Source organism: Bacillus sp. AK128, assembly GCF_053903075.1.
Map to the genome: position 1 here is coordinate 699,351 of NZ_CP096379.1, position 17,536 is coordinate 716,886.

At 38.0% G+C, this 17,536-nt stretch carries 16 protein-coding genes; 10 read left to right on the forward strand and 6 right to left on the reverse strand.

Features of this window, described 5'->3' with window-relative positions; translation table 11 throughout:
* Positions 1-65 precede the first annotated feature (65 nt).
* A complete protein-coding gene (locus M1D60_RS03125) occupies positions 66-983 on the forward strand; it encodes a proline dehydrogenase family protein (RefSeq protein WP_456277761.1) in 918 nt (305 codons plus the stop codon).
* Between the two features lie 332 nt (positions 984-1,315).
* On the opposite strand, the gene M1D60_RS03130 is transcribed toward M1D60_RS03125, so the two are convergent.
* The 4 genes from M1D60_RS03130 to M1D60_RS03145 form a co-directional block, all read right to left on the reverse strand.
* Positions 1,316-1,552 carry a hypothetical protein gene (locus tag M1D60_RS03130; protein WP_456277762.1) on the reverse strand — a complete coding sequence of 79 codons (237 nt, stop codon included), beginning with the start codon at positions 1,550-1,552 and terminating at the stop codon, positions 1,316-1,318.
* A 96-nt stretch (positions 1,553-1,648) separates the two neighbouring features.
* On the reverse strand, positions 1,649-3,088 hold the full coding sequence (locus M1D60_RS03135; protein WP_456277763.1) for a carbon starvation CstA family protein: 1,440 nt from the start codon (positions 3,086-3,088) through the stop codon (positions 1,649-1,651).
* A 130-nt stretch (positions 3,089-3,218) separates the two neighbouring features.
* On the reverse strand, positions 3,219-3,956 hold the full coding sequence (locus M1D60_RS03140) for a LytR/AlgR family response regulator transcription factor (RefSeq protein ID WP_456277764.1): 738 nt from the start codon (positions 3,954-3,956) through the stop codon (positions 3,219-3,221).
* The gene (locus M1D60_RS03145) at positions 3,953-5,695 is read right to left on the reverse strand and encodes a LytS/YhcK type 5TM receptor domain-containing protein (protein ID WP_456277765.1); all 1,743 of its coding nucleotides are present in this window, start codon (positions 5,693-5,695) and stop codon (positions 3,953-3,955) included. The genes M1D60_RS03140 and M1D60_RS03145 overlap by 4 nt, the downstream gene beginning before the upstream one ends.
* 334 nt (positions 5,696-6,029) lie before the next feature.
* On the opposite strand from M1D60_RS03145, the gene M1D60_RS03150 reads away from it, so the two are divergent.
* Positions 6,030-8,192, forward strand: coding sequence for a beta-propeller domain-containing protein (locus M1D60_RS03150; protein ID WP_456277766.1), 2,163 nt, complete (start codon positions 6,030-6,032; stop codon positions 8,190-8,192).
* A gap of 59 nt (positions 8,193-8,251) precedes the next feature.
* Here the strand turns inward: M1D60_RS03150 and M1D60_RS03155 are convergent, their stop codons facing one another.
* Positions 8,252-8,401, reverse strand: coding sequence for a YuzL family protein (locus M1D60_RS03155; protein WP_456277767.1), 150 nt, complete (start codon positions 8,399-8,401; stop codon positions 8,252-8,254).
* Between the two features lie 234 nt (positions 8,402-8,635).
* Between M1D60_RS03155 and M1D60_RS03160 the strand changes: the two genes are divergently transcribed.
* The 8 genes from M1D60_RS03160 to M1D60_RS03195 all read left to right on the forward strand — a co-directional run bounded on the left by M1D60_RS03160 (position 8,636) and on the right by M1D60_RS03195 (position 16,601).
* Positions 8,636-10,972, forward strand: coding sequence for a 3-hydroxyacyl-CoA dehydrogenase/enoyl-CoA hydratase family protein (locus M1D60_RS03160; RefSeq protein WP_456279338.1), 2,337 nt, complete (start codon positions 8,636-8,638; stop codon positions 10,970-10,972).
* A gap of 261 nt (positions 10,973-11,233) precedes the next feature.
* Positions 11,234-12,409 (forward strand): acetyl-CoA C-acetyltransferase, encoded by a 1,176-nt coding sequence (locus tag M1D60_RS03165; protein WP_456279339.1) that lies wholly within the window; start codon positions 11,234-11,236, stop codon positions 12,407-12,409.
* 27 nt (positions 12,410-12,436) lie between these two features.
* Positions 12,437-14,221, forward strand: a complete 1,785-nt coding sequence (locus tag M1D60_RS03170; RefSeq protein WP_456277768.1) for an acyl-CoA dehydrogenase family protein — start codon at positions 12,437-12,439, stop codon at positions 14,219-14,221.
* Positions 14,222-14,674: 453 nt separating this feature from the next.
* Positions 14,675-15,034, forward strand: a complete 360-nt coding sequence (locus M1D60_RS03175) for an arsenate reductase family protein (RefSeq protein WP_456277769.1) — start codon at positions 14,675-14,677, stop codon at positions 15,032-15,034.
* A gap of 84 nt (positions 15,035-15,118) precedes the next feature.
* Complete coding sequence (gcvH, locus tag M1D60_RS03180; RefSeq protein WP_456277770.1) at positions 15,119-15,502, forward strand: glycine cleavage system protein GcvH; 384 nt, start codon at positions 15,119-15,121, stop codon at positions 15,500-15,502.
* 57 nt (positions 15,503-15,559) lie between these two features.
* Entirely contained in the window at positions 15,560-15,802 is a 243-nt protein-coding gene (locus M1D60_RS03185; RefSeq protein ID WP_456277771.1) for a YusG family protein, read from the forward strand.
* A 115-nt stretch (positions 15,803-15,917) separates the two neighbouring features.
* Positions 15,918-16,271, forward strand: a complete 354-nt coding sequence (locus M1D60_RS03190; RefSeq protein ID WP_456279340.1) for a toprim domain-containing protein — start codon at positions 15,918-15,920, stop codon at positions 16,269-16,271.
* Between the two features lie 15 nt (positions 16,272-16,286).
* Positions 16,287-16,601 carry a thioredoxin family protein gene (locus M1D60_RS03195; protein ID WP_456277772.1) on the forward strand — a complete coding sequence of 105 codons (315 nt, stop codon included), beginning with the start codon at positions 16,287-16,289 and terminating at the stop codon, positions 16,599-16,601.
* A gap of 73 nt (positions 16,602-16,674) precedes the next feature.
* Here the strand turns inward: M1D60_RS03195 and M1D60_RS03200 are convergent, their stop codons facing one another.
* Positions 16,675-17,403: a MerR family transcriptional regulator gene (locus tag M1D60_RS03200; protein WP_456277773.1), complete on the reverse strand. Its 729-nt coding sequence runs from the start codon at positions 17,401-17,403 to the stop codon at positions 16,675-16,677.
* Positions 17,404-17,536 lie beyond the last annotated feature (133 nt).

Here is a 17,536-nt window from a genome sequence, read left to right on the forward strand (position 1 = left end):
TATAGCCTCTTTTCACATAGGATATATTGTTACGTAAACTATGTATGTCTTCAGGAGGGGTATAGATGGAACAGCTTATGCGTAACTTTTTCTTGTTTTTGTCGAAAAATAAAGCGTTAACAAAACTTGCAAAGAAATATGGTCTACACTTTGGTGCCGCAAGATTTGTCGCTGGAGAAACAATTGATTTAGCAGTAAAGGTGATCAAGGGCTTAAATAAAAAGGGATTATCTGTTACGATTGACTATTTAGGAGAGTTTGTCGAACACGAAGAGGAAGCAAATGAGATGGCGGAAGGCTCCATTAAGGCAGTAAAAGCAATTGGGCGCGAGAAGCTAGATTCACAGCTTTCCCTTAAAATGACGTCTATGGGTCTTGATATTTCAGATGAGGTCGTGTTAAGAAATATGCGTCGCATCCTAGAGGCTGCCAAGGAAAATGGTGTGTTTGTAACCATTGATATGGAAGACTATTCTCGTTGTGCGAAAACCCTTGAAATATTTAAGCAATTAAGATCTGAGTATGACAATATTGGTACCGTTCTACAAGCATATCTATACCGAGTTGCAGATGATGTTGCAGACTTAAACCAATATAAGCCTAACCTCCGTTTAGTAAAAGGGGCTTATAAAGAATCTCCTGAGGTAGCGTTTCCTGAAAAACATGATGTGGATGAGAACTTTAAGAAGATTATCAAAATGCATCTTGAAAATGGAAACTATACTGCAGTCGCTTCACATGATGACGCGATCATCGAATATACAAAACAAATTGTAAAGGAGTTAAATATTCCTAATGATCAGTTTGAATTCCAAATGCTATATGGTATTCGTCCAGAACGCCAGCTAGAATTAGCAAAGGAAGGCTATAAGATGAGAGTGTATGTACCTTACGGAAATGACTGGTACGGCTACTTTATGAGAAGATTGGCTGAAAGACCAGCAAACGTAGCATTTGTCCTTAAAGGGATTATTAAGAAATAACGGGTGGGTGTATGATCTACCCTTTTAAAGGTTTCCAAGATGTTGATCTTGGAAGCCTTTTGTTTTTGTGTTTGTTGGTGTGAGAGGTATGAGAAACGCTTGTAGTGTGGAGTTTGCCGATTTATTCAGCAAAGTGGCCGATATTATGGGGGAAGTCGCCGATAAAATAGAAAAGTGGCCGATATCGATGCGAAAGTCGCCGATAAAATAGGAAAAGTCGACGATATCGCCACATAAGTAACTCAGAAGAAGCAGAGGTACACCGGGTCCTTGCCAAGAAGAAGCCGAAAATCATCTACTTTCACCTCATTATTATCCGAACGACTCCTAAACTAACTCTTCGCCTTTAACTTTTTCAGCGATACATAATAAATCAGTGCTGCAAAGATCCCGATTAATGTGAAAGCAAGGATGGTGAGGAACGTATTTTCATATATCTTTCTCGAAACGGGCTGGCCTCTATTCAGAGTTTCCCATACGATCTCTTGGTGTCTATTTTTGATAATCTGTAATGAAACAATAAAACCGATGATAAATTCAGGGATGAGAATAAAGAGTACAATGTCCATGAGTGAAGCCTCCTTGATTTTATTAGTATGTACAAACTTTCCAAGGATTTTTCCATAGAAAAAGCATCTGATCGAATGTGATCAGATGCTTTGATTTTATGCTACGTTTGAAATATCATCCGAAAGCGGGATGTTATTTGATCGTGCTTTTTTAGCTGCATTGAAGAAGATGACAATGACTGCTACAGTAGCCACTGCTGCAATTATATAAGATATATTAATCGATAAGCCAAATCCAATTTGCGCATTTAGAATATACGTAAAAGTCGTCATGGTCATGAACACTCCTGGTATTAAAGAAATCCAGTAGTTCTTCTTAGCAATAAAGAGGTACATCGTAGCTACCCATAGAGCAATTACAGCCGTCGATTGGTTTGCCCAAGAGAAGTATCTCCATAAAAGTGTGAAATCAATTTTAGTAAGAGCAAATGAGATAACGAATAATGGAATCGCAATCCATAAACGACTAGCAATTTTAGTTTGAGCAAGGTTAATATAGTCAGCGATAATCATACGTGCACTACGGAATGCCGTGTCACCAGATGTGATTGGAAGGATAATTACTCCAAGAACCGCTAACGTACCACCAACAGCTCCTAATAGAGCGATTGAAACTTCACTTACAACTGCTCCAGGTCCACCAGCAAGAACTTCTTGTAAACCAGCAGAGCCATCAAAAATACTCATAGCTGCAGCTGCCCAGATCATTGCAATGATCCCTTCTGCAATCATCATACCGTAGAAAATGAAACGTCCTTGACGTTCGTTTTGAGTCGTACGAGAGATGATTGGTGTTTGTGTAGCATGGAATCCAGATAAAGCACCACAAGAGATCGTTAAGAATAATAACGGGAAAATTGGTAAATTATCAGGATGCATATTTGTTAAAGATAACTCAGGAATTGGAGCACCAGTGAAGATTAACATTCCACCAATACCAACTGCAGAGATTAAAAGTAATGCACCAAACACAGGATAGAAACGACCAATAATTTTATCAATTGGTAGTAAAGTTGCTAATAAATAGTAAACGAAAATTGCTGCAATGATTACTCCCATTGTTACACTGCCATCCATTAAAGTATGAAGAAGGCCAGCAGGAGCAGTTACGAAAACAGTACCAACTAAAAGTAGTAATAAAACAGCGAAGAAGTTTACCATATGCTTCATAAATTTACCTAAAAACTTGCCAGCAAGCTCAGGTAAATGAGCACCTTTGTTACGGATTGAGATCATACCAGTTAAGTAGTCATGAACTGCTCCAGCAAAAATACATCCAAGAACGATCCAAAGGAATGCTACAGGTCCGTATAATGCACCCATAATTGGACCGAAAATTGGACCAACACCAGCGATATTTAATAATTGAATTAATGAGTTCTTTTTCTCGCTCATTGGCAGATAGTCTACACCGTCTTTTCGAGTGTAAGCAGGTGTTTGTCGGTCTTCTTTTGGACCAAACACTTTATCTACAAATTTACCATACGTGAAGTATCCCACAATTAATAGCAAGACACCGGCAATAAATGTATACATTATAAATCCCCCTTGAAAGTGATTTTGTATTCGTTTTCACTATCATAAATGAAAACGTTTTCTATTAGGGGGATTTCTGTTTAAGATGTCATAATTTCTGTTTAAGATGAAAAAAAATAGGTCTTACATGCTATAGCTCAAGGAGCGCACGAAGACCTTTTACATAGTTTCGACTAACTGATAAATATTCTTTTACCCCCGTTAATTCAAGCTGATAGGCTCCATTAAACCAAGGTATTAAACGGGAAATATGATCAAGATTAACTAGATAGCTTTTATGAATTCGGTAAAAGGAGAATTGATCTAACCGTGCTTCAAATTCCTTTAATGATAATTTGGAATGATACTCTTTCCCATTTAAGACCACTTTCGTCTCTCGTTCATCTCGATAAAGGTAAAGAATGTCCTTTGGGTCTATATAAATAATTTCATCATTCTCTTCTAGAGCAAGCTTGGCTGATACAGTAGAAGGTTTCTCTACTCTTTTAGGAACTTGGTCTAGCAAAATCCTTTCTAACCGATTGATGGTTTCCGTTAACTGTTCTTCATCAAATGGCTTTACTAAATAATCAATGGCTTGATGGCGAAATGCCTCAACTGCAAAATTAGGATAAGCCGTAGCGAAAACGATTAATGGAGTCTTTCTTAACTCCTTAAAAGATCTAGCTACTTCCATTCCATTTAGCTTGGGCATTTCAATATCAAGAAATACAACATCTGGTTGAAGCTGAAGGGCTTTCATAATAGCTTGTTCACCAGATTCTGCTTCACCTACTACATCAATTACTGGATATTGAGATAATAAATGCATTAATTCATCTCGGCTATAACGTTCATCATCCACTACAAGCGTTCGGATTACACTCATTTCATTTCCTCCATATCAGTTGAAATGGCAAAAGAAACATTCGTACCTTCGTTAACTTTGCTAATTATTGAAAGTGCAGATTTTTCACCTAACATCATGACAAGTCGTCGGTTTACGTTATAAAGACCAATGCCAGTACCTGTTGTAGAAGAAACTTTTTCCGCTAAAAGGTCTGGGTATTTTCTAAAATCAATTCCATTCCCATTATCCTCCACAGAAACGATAATCTGTTGAGCTTCTTTTTTTATTAAGATTCTAATCTGACAATCACTTTCCTTGTCCTTAATCCCATGCTTAATTGCATTTTCTACAATAGGCTGAAGGGTCAAAGGAGGGATGGATTGATTTAAAAGAGTTACGTCAATGTCGTAGATTACTTGAAGCTTATCAACGAACCTTGCTTCTTCAATGGAGAGATAGGCTTTTACATGCTTTAGCTCTTGTTCTAACGTAATCCACTTTTCAGTCGTCCCAGTCAAATTTTGACGAAGAAAGTGAGACAATGCAACTAAAAGATTTCTTGCTTTCTTTTGGTCCGTCCGGATGAGAGAGACAATTATATTCAACGAGTTAAATAGGAAATGAGGACTGATTTGTGCTTGTAATGCTTTGATTTCGGCTTCCTTAGCAAGTTGAAAGGCTTTGTCCGCCTCAGCAATATCTAGTTGACTGCTTAATAAAGAGCTTAGTCCCTTGATTAATTGAATCACAAGTGGGGTAATCTCTTTTTCTGACCTGAAATAAAACTTCAATGTACCAATCGTTTGATCCCTTTGAATAAGAGGGGCTATGACAACTGCATGTAAAGGACAGTTTGTATGCAGACATTGGATTTCATCATGTCCAGCAACTATTAAACTACCTTCGTGGATGACTCTTTTTGTGGCATCTGTCTGGATAGGGGTTAGCTCACGGTGATGATCATCGGCTAACCCAACATGTGCTAGGATTTTATCTTGGTCAGTAATGGCAATAGCACTAGCTTGGACTTCACGGTATAAAATCGTGCAAACTTCCTTTGCTGATTCTGAATATAATCCTTTTCTTAAATGGGTTAAAGTTAGTTCTGCTAAGCGAAGGGCCTTTTGCGCTTGAAAGGCACCAATTTTTTCTTCCTCATTAAATACATTTCGAATAATGAGTAGGAAAAGAGCTGAACCAATTCCATTTGCTAAGATCATGGGAAGTCCAATCATCTCTACTAATGATAATGCTTTATGAAAGGGTTGAGCGATTAATAGGATTATAATCATCTGAACCGTCTCGGCTAAGGCACCGACGAGAAACGCTTTAGTTAGTGTAATGTGTTTATTTTTTCGAAAGAACGCACCTGCTAATATACCGGCAATAATAGCGGATAAACCACAGGCTAAATCCGTAAAGCCACCCATACTATAACGATGAACACCAGCAATGAGGCCAGCTCCAATTCCTACTTTATAACCCCCGAGCAGCCCCGCAAGAATCACTCCGATTACTCTTGAGTTAGCTAATGCTTCCTCCTGAGTAAGGTCATCTGCCCATCGATTGAATTGCAAGGAATCCGTATTAAAGGCAATTCCGGAGTAAGTTCCAATGATTGCGAAAAAACCAAAGAAAAGTATAGCAAGGTACTGTTGTTTACGTCCGATTTTTTCGTGTTGAACCATCTGACGAAAGAAACGAAAACGAGTCAAAATAAAGGCAATGGTGACAAGAATCCCTAATCTTTCTAGCATGGTAAGCATTAATTCAAACATAGGCACTGGATCTCCTGACTCTTAGGTTGGAAATATTGTACCACAAAAGAGTGTGAAAGTTGGAGAGCATTTGAGGCATATAGGATATAGTAGGTAGACGCATATCGCTGGCTTCAGGGGAAAGGTTAGTCCTACTTGGAAGGTGTTCAGAAGGACGAACCGTACCAAGAGTTAAAAATAATCCCACTTCGACCAAAAATGGAATTAATCCAACTGTTTTTTTTTAGTTGAATACAGAATTCCTTCATAATAAGGATACATATACCAAAAATCACTAAATCTTCTGTAACTTTTTCAAGATTCTTTCGACTATCCTTATAAAGGAGGGACGAAAGTGCCAAAGCCTAGATTGTTTATATTGTTTTTGTTTATTTCAATAGGAGTAGCTTTTATCTTTCAATATGCCGTTTATGGAGGAAAACCTAGTTTAGTAAGTGGTTGGGCTCATGAAAATGTCACCCAAATAGTATTATCTAATCATGTTTGGGAGCTTGAATTTTCCGAGAAGATGGATGAGGACACATTAACCTCGGACCAGATTTATGTTGAAGATGAAAAGGGGAACATAGTCCAAACAGATATAACCGTTCATGACGATTTGCATTCTGTTACGATTACTCCTCCAGCTGAGGGCTATAATACAGAGTCAAAATCTTACACGTTACACATAAAAAAGGACATTACATCACTTGACGGTGATCCGTTAAAGTCTGGAAAGAAAATTAGTTTCAGTATATCAGATGGACTCCCTGTTGTAGGAAGCGAAGCAAAGCTACTTGGTCTTTTTCGAGAAGTTTTAAATAGAGAGAGACATTTCCATAGAGAAGGACTTAGTATGACAGAGGAAGAGTCGTCGGCAGTTGCCGAGGATAAAAGTAGTGCTAGTAATGAAGGATCAGGTACTCATTCAGAAACGAATGTTCAAGTACAAGGTGTCGATGAGGCAGATGTTGTAAAAACAGATGGAACGTTTATCTACCAAGCAATAGATAGAAAGCTAACCATTACGAAAGCAGTCCCGGTCGATAATATTGAGGTCGTTTCTAGCATAACCTACACTAACTTTGAACCTTTTCAGTTATTTCTTGATAAAGATAAGCTAGTGGTTCTCGGTCATGCTTATAGTGATTATAACGAAGAGGTCTGGAAGGAAAAGAAAATGGTACCTCTTTATCACAAAGTACAGGCCATAATTTATGATATATCGGATCAGAGTCAACCCAAGGAATTGAAAACTGTTGCGCTAGAAGGTTCCTATGTTACCTCTAGAAAGATTGGGTCGACCGTATATCTACTTAGCAATCACTATCCGGATTATTGGGCGTTAGAAAAGGAAAAGGTGGATTTGCGACCGCGATATTCAGACTCAGCCATTTCTGATGAATTACAGGTGATCGACTATGATGATATTCATTATTTTCCGGATTCTGAGCAAGTAAATTATTCAATCATTGCCGCTTTCAATATTGATCATCCAGAACAAGAAATGAAGGTTACTACTTATTTAGGAAGTGGTTCTGACATCTACATGTCAAAAGAAAACCTTTATATAGCCGTTGCTAAATATAATGACGTTTTAACAGATGACCGGATTGCGTTTGACTCATTTAGACCGTCAACTGCCATGAAAACTGAGGTTTTTAAATTTGCAGTAAGTAATCTTGATGTTAGCTTTGTGGCTTCAGGAATTGTGAAAGGAAAACTGTTAAACCAATTCTCAATGGATGAGTTTAATGGTCATTTCCGAATTGCCACTACTGAAGGTGAGACGTGGAATGAAACGACTCCTTCTAGTAATCATGTCTTTATTTTGAACGAGGGCATGAGCGTCGTGGGAAGCGTAGAGGACCTTGCTCGTGGTGAACGAATTTATTCAGTCCGTTTTATGGGAGAAAAAGCATATGTTGTGACCTTTAAAGAGGTCGATCCACTATTCGTGTTAGATGTAAGTAACCCAAGCAAGCCGACCGTACTAGGGGAATTGAAAATCCCTGGATTTAGTAACTATCTACACCCATACGATGAAAACCACCTAATTGGCTTTGGGCAGCATACTAAACTCGTGAAAGATCAAGGTTCACTCTCACCAAGAGTTATGACAGATGGAGTGAAGATTTCATTATTTGATGTTAGTAATCCATTAGAACCGAAAGAGAAATTTTCCGAGATCATCGGTGGAGGTGGTACGTATTCACCTCTAAATTATGATCATAAAGCGCTTCTGTTTAATAAGGAAAAAAACATCTTTGCCTTCCCAATCACCGTATACCGAGATATGAAGAGAAGTGAGTATGAACAAGAGCTCGTGTTCCATGGAGCAAAAGCCTACAGTATTGATCTGGAAAATGGCTTCAAGCTGGAAAAAGATATCACACACGAAACCGAAAAGACCATCTATGAAACATGGGAAAACCAAATCATAAGAGTACTCTATATAGATGACCACATTTACGCCGTCTCACCAAACAAAATTACAGCACACAAAGTAACATGGTAACGCATTAACGCAATGGGGGCCAGGCCCCCAGTGCGTTAATGTGTTAAAGGGAGTATCGTTTATTCCCCACCCATATTGTCTTTTCCGTATTGTTGGTTGGTGCTTTGGGTTTTTCCAGTAACGCGACCTTTTACAGTTGGACCAGCATTACCCTTTACACTTGCGGCACTTTTTGCTCGTTCAGATGGGTTCTTTTTAAGTTTAGCCATGTTGATCACCTCCATGTCTTAGCGTTTCCCACGTGAGTAAAAAAATGACAGAATAAAATGGTAAGGATGTTTCGATTATATATTGCGAAAATTTCCAAAATGGATTATAGTGAAAGAAGAAGAGGTTATATTTTTTTGACTAAAAAATGAATGAGTATTCATTCAAGGTGAAGAAAGGGGAGATTACGGTTGAGTCGAAACATTCGCAAAGCAGCAGTTTTAGGATCAGGAGTTATGGGTTCAGGTATTGCTGCCCACTTAGCCAACATCGGCATTCCAACGATACTACTAGACATCGTACCTAGAGAATTGACAGAAGACGAGAAAAAGAAAGGGCTTACACTAGAGGACAAGGTTGTCCGTAATCGTTTAAGTCAAACTTCTATTCAAAAACTATTGAAGCAGAAGCCTGCGCCATTAGCAGCAAAAGAAAACATTTCTTTAATTGAAGCTGGAAATTTTGATGATGACTTAGATCGCCTTAAAGATGTAGATTGGATTATTGAGGTTGTAGTTGAGAACTTAAATATAAAGAAGCAAGTATTTACACGAATTGATGAAGTAAGAAAGCCTGGCACAATTGTCAGCTCAAATACTTCTGGGATTTCCATTGAAGCAATGGCAGAAGGTCGTTCTGAGGATTTCCAAAAGCATTTCCTTGGCACACATTTCTTTAATCCACCGCGTTACTTAAAGCTTCTTGAAATCATTCCAACTAAGAATACTGATCCTGATGTGCTTTCATTTATGAAAACTTTTGGTGAAGATGTACTTGGTAAGGGTGTGGTTGAAGCAAAGGATACACCTAACTTTATTGGAAACAGAATTGGTACTTACGGTTTAATCGTAACGGTTAAGCAAATGTTAAAAGGTGGATACAGTGTTGGTGAAGTTGATTCTGTAACAGGTCCACTTATTGGCAGACCTAAAAGTGCTACCTTCCGTACTCTTGATGTGGTTGGTTTAGACACATTTGTTCATGTGGCAAATAACGTATATGACCAAGTAGAGGGAGCTGAAAAAGAAGCGTTTGCAGTTCCAGCATTTATGAAGTCAATGCTTGAAAAAGGCTGGTTAGGTAGTAAGTCAGGTCAAGGATTCTTCTTAAAGCAAGGAAAAGAAATTCTAGAACTGAATCCAGAAACTTTGGAATATGAAGCACGTAAGAAGTTAGCAGCTCCATCCATTGAATTGGCTAAACAAGCTAAAGGTGCTGATAAACTGAAAGCGCTTGTGTATGCTGATGATCGTGCTGGACAGCTATTATGGAGCATCATGAGTCCAGTTCTTGTGTATACAGCTGGTTTAAAAGACATCATTGCGGATGATATCGTAGCGATTGATAATGCAATGAAGTGGGGATTCGGCTGGGACAAAGGTCCATTTGAACTATGGGATGCAATTGGTGTTGAAAACTCAGTAAAGAAAATGCAAGCTGAGGGCTTAGAGGTTCCAGGTTGGGTTCTAGAAATGCTTGAGTCGGGACAATCAACTTTCTATAAGAAAGAAGAAGGTCAAGACTTGTATTTCCAAAATGGAAGCTATGAAACAAAGGTAGTAAACCCTAAAGTTATTCATCTTAAAGGCTTAAAAGAGAAGAATGGGGTCATTAAAAAGAATAGTGGTGCTAGTTTAATAGATTTAGGTGATGGAGTAGCTGGTTTAGAATTCCATTCTCCAAATAACTCGATTGGTCCTGATGTTACGCAAATGATTAACTTCGCTATTGAAGAAGTGGATCGTAATTATGAAGGACTAGTAATCGGAAACCAAGGTAAAAACTTCTGCGTAGGCGCGAACCTTGCGATGATTCTTATGGAAGCACAAGACGACAACTTCTTTGAACTTGATATGGTTGTTCGTCAATTCCAACAAACGATGATGAATATCAAATATAGTCCAAAGCCAGTTGTCGCAGCACCATTCGGAATGTCACTTGGTGGTGGAGCAGAAATTTGCTTACCAGCTGCACAAATTCAAGCTTCTATGGAAACATATATGGGCTTGGTTGAAGTAGGTGTTGGCTTAATTCCAGGCGGTGGCGGAAATAAGGAATTATATATTAGCCACCTTGAGGGATTACCAAATGGAGTAGAAAAAGATTTACAAAAAATCACGAATCAGGTATTTGAATTGATTGCGATGGCAAAGGTTTCTACTTCTGCTCAAGAAGCAAGAAACAACAATTTCTTATCCAATCATGATGGAATCAGCATCAATGGAGATCACTTACTGCATGATGCAAAGCGCACAGTACTAGCGTTAGCAAGTAAAGGATACCAAGCACCTAAGCGTAAGAAGGTACCAGTTGTAGGGGAAACAGGTTACGCTACTTTACTTTTAGGAATTGATTCAATGCTACGTTCTGGCTTCATTTCAGAGCATGATGCGAAGATTGCTACGAAGCTAGCATTTGTTTTAGCTGGTGGTAGAGTCAACTTCGGAACAGAAGTTGATGAGCAGTACTTACTTGATTTAGAAAGAGAAGCATTCTTAAGTCTAGTTGCTGAACCAAAATCACAACAGCGTATGCAACATATGCTTGTGAAGGGTAAGCCGTTAAGAAATTAATAGATTCATAGAGAGGCATTGTCCTCTCTCTCCATAATAAATGGCTCTATTTGTAGAAGTAAGTTATAGATTGTGTTCAAAAAGGAGGATGAAAAGGACCGAGAAGTTCGAGGCGGTGAAGCTTTGAGTACCGGAGCGTATGCAATTAATACGAGAGGAACGGAAAAGCAAGCCAACGAAGAAATTCGAAGTGTAATTTTCACCGGACTTTTTGACCTCTTATACGAAAAGTGCCTAACAAAAAGGAAATGGGGGAGTAATGTGAGAGAAGCAGTAATCGTTGCAGGAGCAAGAACTCCAGTCGGAAAAGCAAAGCGTGGAACCCTTGCAAATGTGCGTCCAGATGATCTTGGAGCATTAGTTGTAAAGGAAACGCTAAAGCGTGCAAATAATTATGAAGGTAATATAGATGATCTAATCATAGGGTGTGCGATGCCTGAAGCAGAACAAGGGTTAAACATGGCAAGAAATATTGGGGGTCTTGCAGGCTTACCAAATACTGTCCCAGCCATTACAATCAATCGTTACTGTTCATCAGGTCTTCAAAGTATTGCGTACGGAGCAGAGCGTATCATGCTAGGTTCTTCTGATACGATTCTAGCTGGTGGAGCGGAGTCAATGAGTATCGTTCCGATGACAGGTCATACGGTAAGACCTAATATTAAGCTAGTTGAAAGCGCTCCTGAATATTATATGGGAATGGGTCATACAGCAGAGCAGGTTGCTCATAAATATGGAATAAGCCGCGAAGATCAAGATGCATTTGCAGTAAGAAGTCATCAGCGTGCTGCAAAGGCAATCCAAGAAGGTAAATTTGTGGACGAGATTGTACCAGTAGAAGTAACGAACAGATTTCTTGATAAGAGTAACAAGCTTCAAGAAAAATCAGTTACTTTTTCACAGGATGAAGGTGTCCGTGCTGATACAACCCTTGAGGTCCTTGGAAAGCTTCGACCAGCTTTCAATGTAAAAGGAAGTGTTACTGCTGGTAACTCATCACAAATGAGTGACGGTGCTGCAGCTGTGTTACTAATGGATAAGGAAAAAGCTTTATCTGAGGGACAAAAGCCGTTAGCAAAATTCCGTTCCTTTGCTGTAGCTGGTGTACCACCAGAAATTATGGGGATTGGACCAATCGAGGCGATTCCAAAAGCATTAAAAATTGCGGGACTAGATTTATCTGATATCGGTTTATTTGAACTAAATGAAGCATTTGCTTCTCAATCTTTAGCGATTGTAAGAACACTTGGTATTGATGAAGAGATTGTAAATGTAAATGGTGGGGCTATTGCATTAGGTCATCCACTTGGATGCTCAGGTGCTAAGTTAACATTATCTCTTATTCACGAAATGAGAAGACGTAATATTCAATTTGGTGTGGTTACGATGTGTATCGGCGGCGGAATGGGTGCTGCTGGTGTGTTTGAATTAATTTAAATTGTCATTTAAGAGGAGGAACATAGCATGTCAAAAACAACTGAAAATTTGATTAAAGGTGGAAGCTTTTTAATCGAGGATCTTGAAGCAAATCGAATTTTTACTCCAGAGGATTTTACAGAAGAACATAAAATGATTGGTAAAACGACTGAAGACTTCGTAGTTAACGATGTTTTACCTCATTTAGAAGATATTGAAAATCATCAGTTTGACAAGTCTGTAAAGCTTTTAAAGCAAGCGGGTGAACTTGGATTACTAGGTGCAGATGTACCTGAAGAATACGGCGGACTTGGACTTGATAAAATCAGTTCAGCTGTGATCACTGAGAAAATTTCACGTGGTGGAAGCTTCTCGTTATCATTCGGTGCTCACGTAGGAATCGGATCTCTACCAATTGTATTATTCGGTAACGAAGAGCAAAAGCATCAATACCTTCCTGATTTAGCATCAGGTGAGAGACTTGCTGCTTATGCTTTAACTGAGCCAGGCTCTGGATCTGATGCATTAGGAGCAAGAACAACTGCTAAACTAAATGCAGAAGGTACTCACTATGTATTAAACGGTGAAAAGCAATGGATTACAAACTCAGGATTTGCTGATGTATTTGTAGTGTATGCAAAGGTAGATGGAGAGCATTTCTCAGCATTTATCGTTGAAAAGGGATATCCAGGGGTTTCAACTGGTCCAGAAGAAAAGAAGATGGGGATTAAAGGTTCATCAACTCGTACATTAATCCTTGAAGATGCACTAGTTCCTAAAGAAAACCTACTAGGAGAGCTTGGAAAAGGCCATATTATTGCCTTTAACATCCTAAATATTGGTCGTTATAAGCTAGCTGTAGGTACTATTGGTGGATCTAAGCGACTTACTGATATAGCTGTACAGTATGCAAATCAGCGTCAGCAATTTAAAACACCGATCTCTAGCTTCTCATTAATTCAAGAAAAGCTGGCAAACATGGCAACGAAAACATATGCAATGGAAAGCTCTGTATACCGTACAGTTGGGCTTTATGAAGAGCGTATGGGCAGCTTGTCTGATGAAGAGGTTAAAGATGGTAAGTCAATGCCAGCTGCAATTGCTGAATATGCAATCGAGTGTTCATTAAATAAGGTATTCGGTTCAGAAACGCTTGACTATGTAGTAGACGAAGCAGTTCAGATTCATGGTGGATACGGCTTCATGGCAGAGTACGAAGTAGAAAGAGTATACCGTGACTCTCGTATTAACCGTATCTTTGAAGGGACAAATGAAATCAACCGTTTACTAGTTCCTGGAACTTACCTACGCAAAGCATTAAAAGGTGAACTTCCTTTATTCCAAAAAGCACAAGCACTTCAAGAAGAGCTAATGATGCTAATGCCTGAAGAAGTTGGCGATGGAGCGCTTGAGCAAGAAAAGTATTTAGTTAAGAATGCAAAGAAAATTGCTCTATTATCTATGGGCTTAGCTGCACAAAAGTATGGCAAGAGCTTAGATAAAGAGCAAGAAATCTTAAGCAATATTGCTGATATTGTAAGCAATGTATATGCAATGGAATCTGCCGTTCTTCGTACAGAAAAAGCTATTAACAAAACGGGTCTTGAGAAGAATAACCAAAAGCTTCTTTACACTCAAGTATATTGCCAAGAAGCATTCAATGAAATCGAAGCACATGCAAAAGAAACATTAATTGCGACTGAAACTGGTGATGCATTACGCATGATGTTATCTGCTCTGAAAAAGTTCACTCGTCACACACCAATCAATGTCATCGCTAAAAAGCGTGAGATTGCTGCTGTAATTATCGAGGGAAATCGTTTCACTGTATAAACTAAGGAGAGAGCTGTTAGCTAACGTTAACAGCTCTTACTTATGGTTTTAGAGGAATAACGGATATATGAATGCTTTTCCTGGAAAAAGCTAAATAATCGTGGAATAATGCAAATTTTCGTGGAATTAATAGAAAAATCGTGGAATTAACGTTATTTTTCGTGGAATTAGCAATATGTTCATGGAATTAGTAACTGACGCGAGTCTGTAAAAGCAATTCTAGCTTGAGCACGCTATAAGTAGTATTTGAATTATAGAAAACAGAAGAAATTCAGTCTGTTTTCACAAAACAAAAAACAAATTTTTAAAGAAAAGTCATGTTTAGGGAAATGACGCAGAAAAAGCTAATATAGTATTGTGCAAAAAAGTAATTCAATAACCCTGTTAGGAATACTTGGGCTAATATGGTAAAATACACTTTGATGTGTATTCTAAATGTGGTGGTGAAATGGTTTGGCTTTAACATTTTATTGGTACCCTAAATGTGGTACATGTAAAAACGCAAAAAAATGGTTGGAAGGGCATGATCTTCCTTTCAATGAAGTACATATTGTTGAAAATGCACCGTCTAAGGAAACCTTAACAGAGTTATACAAAACAAGTGGTTTAGAATTAAAGAAATTTTTTAATACAAGTGGAATGAAATATCGTGAGTTAGGCTTGAAGGACAAGCTTAAAACCGCAACTGAAGATGAAATGCTAGACATCCTTGCTTCTGATGGAATGCTCGTTAAAAGACCGATCGTTACAGATGGTCAAAAAGTAACAGTAGGGTTTAATGAAAAACAGTTTGAAGAAACTTGGCGATCTTAAATAAAGTAATACTATCGATTATCACAGTTGGAATGTTATGATAATACTATCAAAATATTTATACATATTGTTGGAGGGATACGAATGAACACACCTAAAGAACTTCGTTATACAAAAGAGCATGAATGGGTACAAGTAGACGGAAATAAGGTTCGTATTGGAATCACTGATTTTGCTCAATCTGAGCTAGGGGACATCGTGTTCGTTGAGCTACCTGAGGTTGGCGATGAGATTTCTATTGATGAGCCTTTTGGAAGTGTTGAATCAGTAAAAACAGTATCAGAACTATACGCGCCAGTTAGTGGCAAGGTAGTTGAGGTTAACGGTGACCTTGATGATAGTCCTGAATTTGTAAATGAAGCTCCATATGAAAAGGCTTGGATGATTGTCGTTGAACTTTCAGATGAGAGTCAAATCGAAGGCCTTATGACAGCTGAACAATATGAAGAGATGATTAATCAAGATTAATGATTTTTTAAATTCTGGACACTCTAAACACTATACGGTGGAAGGGGTGTTCATATTATGTTAGAACAAAAACGACTTGATATCACTGATCGAGTGGTCGCTAAGTTTAATCAGGATCAAATGGATTTATTTGTAGGAGAAGAATCAATTGGAAGAATGCTCTTGACTGATCAAGGAAATCAGTACGATTTAAAGCCAGGCTATGAGCAGGAAGAAAACAAGATTTTTCACTTTGCAGATGTAACGACTAATCCTGATCAAAAATATACAGATTGTGATGCAGAAGATGGTTGGTGTTAGGCAGTGGAGAAACCCCACTGTCTTTTTATATATATAACGATTGAAAAGGTAATTCCTATCGAATAATCGACATACAATAATTGAATAAGATCAACCTAAAATAAACTTTATGGTGATGCAAATGGAGCTTGAAGTTGAAAAAGTCATTATTGTTGAAGGTAAATCAGATAAAAAGAAGATTGAGACTGTGTTAAACGAAGAAATTGAAATAATATGTACAAATGGAACGATTAGTACAAGCAAGTTAGACGAAATGATTGAAGAGCTCTTTAATAAAGAGGTCTATATTCTTGTGGATGCTGATGATTCAGGTGAAAAATTAAGAAAGCAATTCAAGAGGGAGCTTCCTGAAGCTATTCATCTATATATAGATAAGTCGTACCGTGAAGTAGCTAGCGCACCTGAGCAGCATGTAGCTACTGTTTTGTTAAGTGCTAATATTGACGTACATGCAAATTTTTTACTATAAGGGTTGAGTGATGAAATGGAGGAATGGCTAGAAATAAACAAAACGCTGCTTTTAGAAAGTGATCAGCTCGCGTTGTTTATGTATACACCAATATGTGGGACATGTAAGTTAGCTGAAAGAATGCTGATGATTATTGAAGAATTAATTCCAGAATTACCGATTAAAAAGATTAACTTGAATTTTGTTCCAGATATTTCTGAAGAATGGGAGATCCAAAGTGTTCCTTGTCTCCTTATCTTTAAAAATGGGAAAATGGTAAAAAGAGTTTTTGCTTTTCAATCCGTTGACTATTTATATAAAGAAATCAAATATGTGTGTTCAACTGAGTGATGAGACCTCACTGGATAAGAATTCTAAAAGCATGATGATTAAATTTAAAATCATCATGCTTTTTACATAAGGGTTATTGTTTATTTTTATCTACATACACTGCCATTGCATCACACATGAATCTGGATAAGCCCTCACCAAACTGGTCAATGTTCCTGGTGAATCGCTCATCATCTACATACATTTGACCTAATCCCTTGAATGCATCAAGCGAGTAGTTACCGATTTTGTTTATAAACTGATACCATTTTTCTATTCCATCTTGAGCCTCTTTGGATTTTGGTGAAAGATGACGAATTGTGGCAAGGTTACGATAGATCTCATTGAACTTTTCTTGATCGAACGCAGTCATGTTTTTAACTTTTTCATTTGCAGCTTCTACTGCTTGATCACCCCATTTTTCTTTTGCTTCTTGTTCATATGGATTTTGGCTAAAGTCAAAGCCTTCAAATTTTTCTTGATTTGTCATTTGTATTTCTCCTCTCGAATGTTGAATAGTTTTTTCAATCGTTCCGATCATCTTATTGAGTCGGTTCTTTTTGTCTAGTAGCATTTTGTGCTGCATTCTTAACGCTTCTTGCTGATCAAAAGAAGGATCATCAATGATTTCTTTAATTTTCTTTAAAGGAAAGCCGAGTTCTTTAAAAAATAAAATTTGCTGTAGGGTTTCAAGATTCTTGTCAGAATAAACACGATAACCTGCTTCCGTTGTTTCCTCTGGATTTAATAATCCAATCTCATCATAGTGATGTAGTGTGCGCACACTTATTCCCACGAGATCAGCTACTTCCTTTACTTTCATCTAAAATTTGCCCCCTTCACTAGTTACTATAAAGTATCCCGTAACGTGAGAGTCAATACGACTTATAAAGTATTTTGATATTTGATAAAAGGGAGCAGGATAGTGAATTAATAGATGCATCTGGAACCCCCAG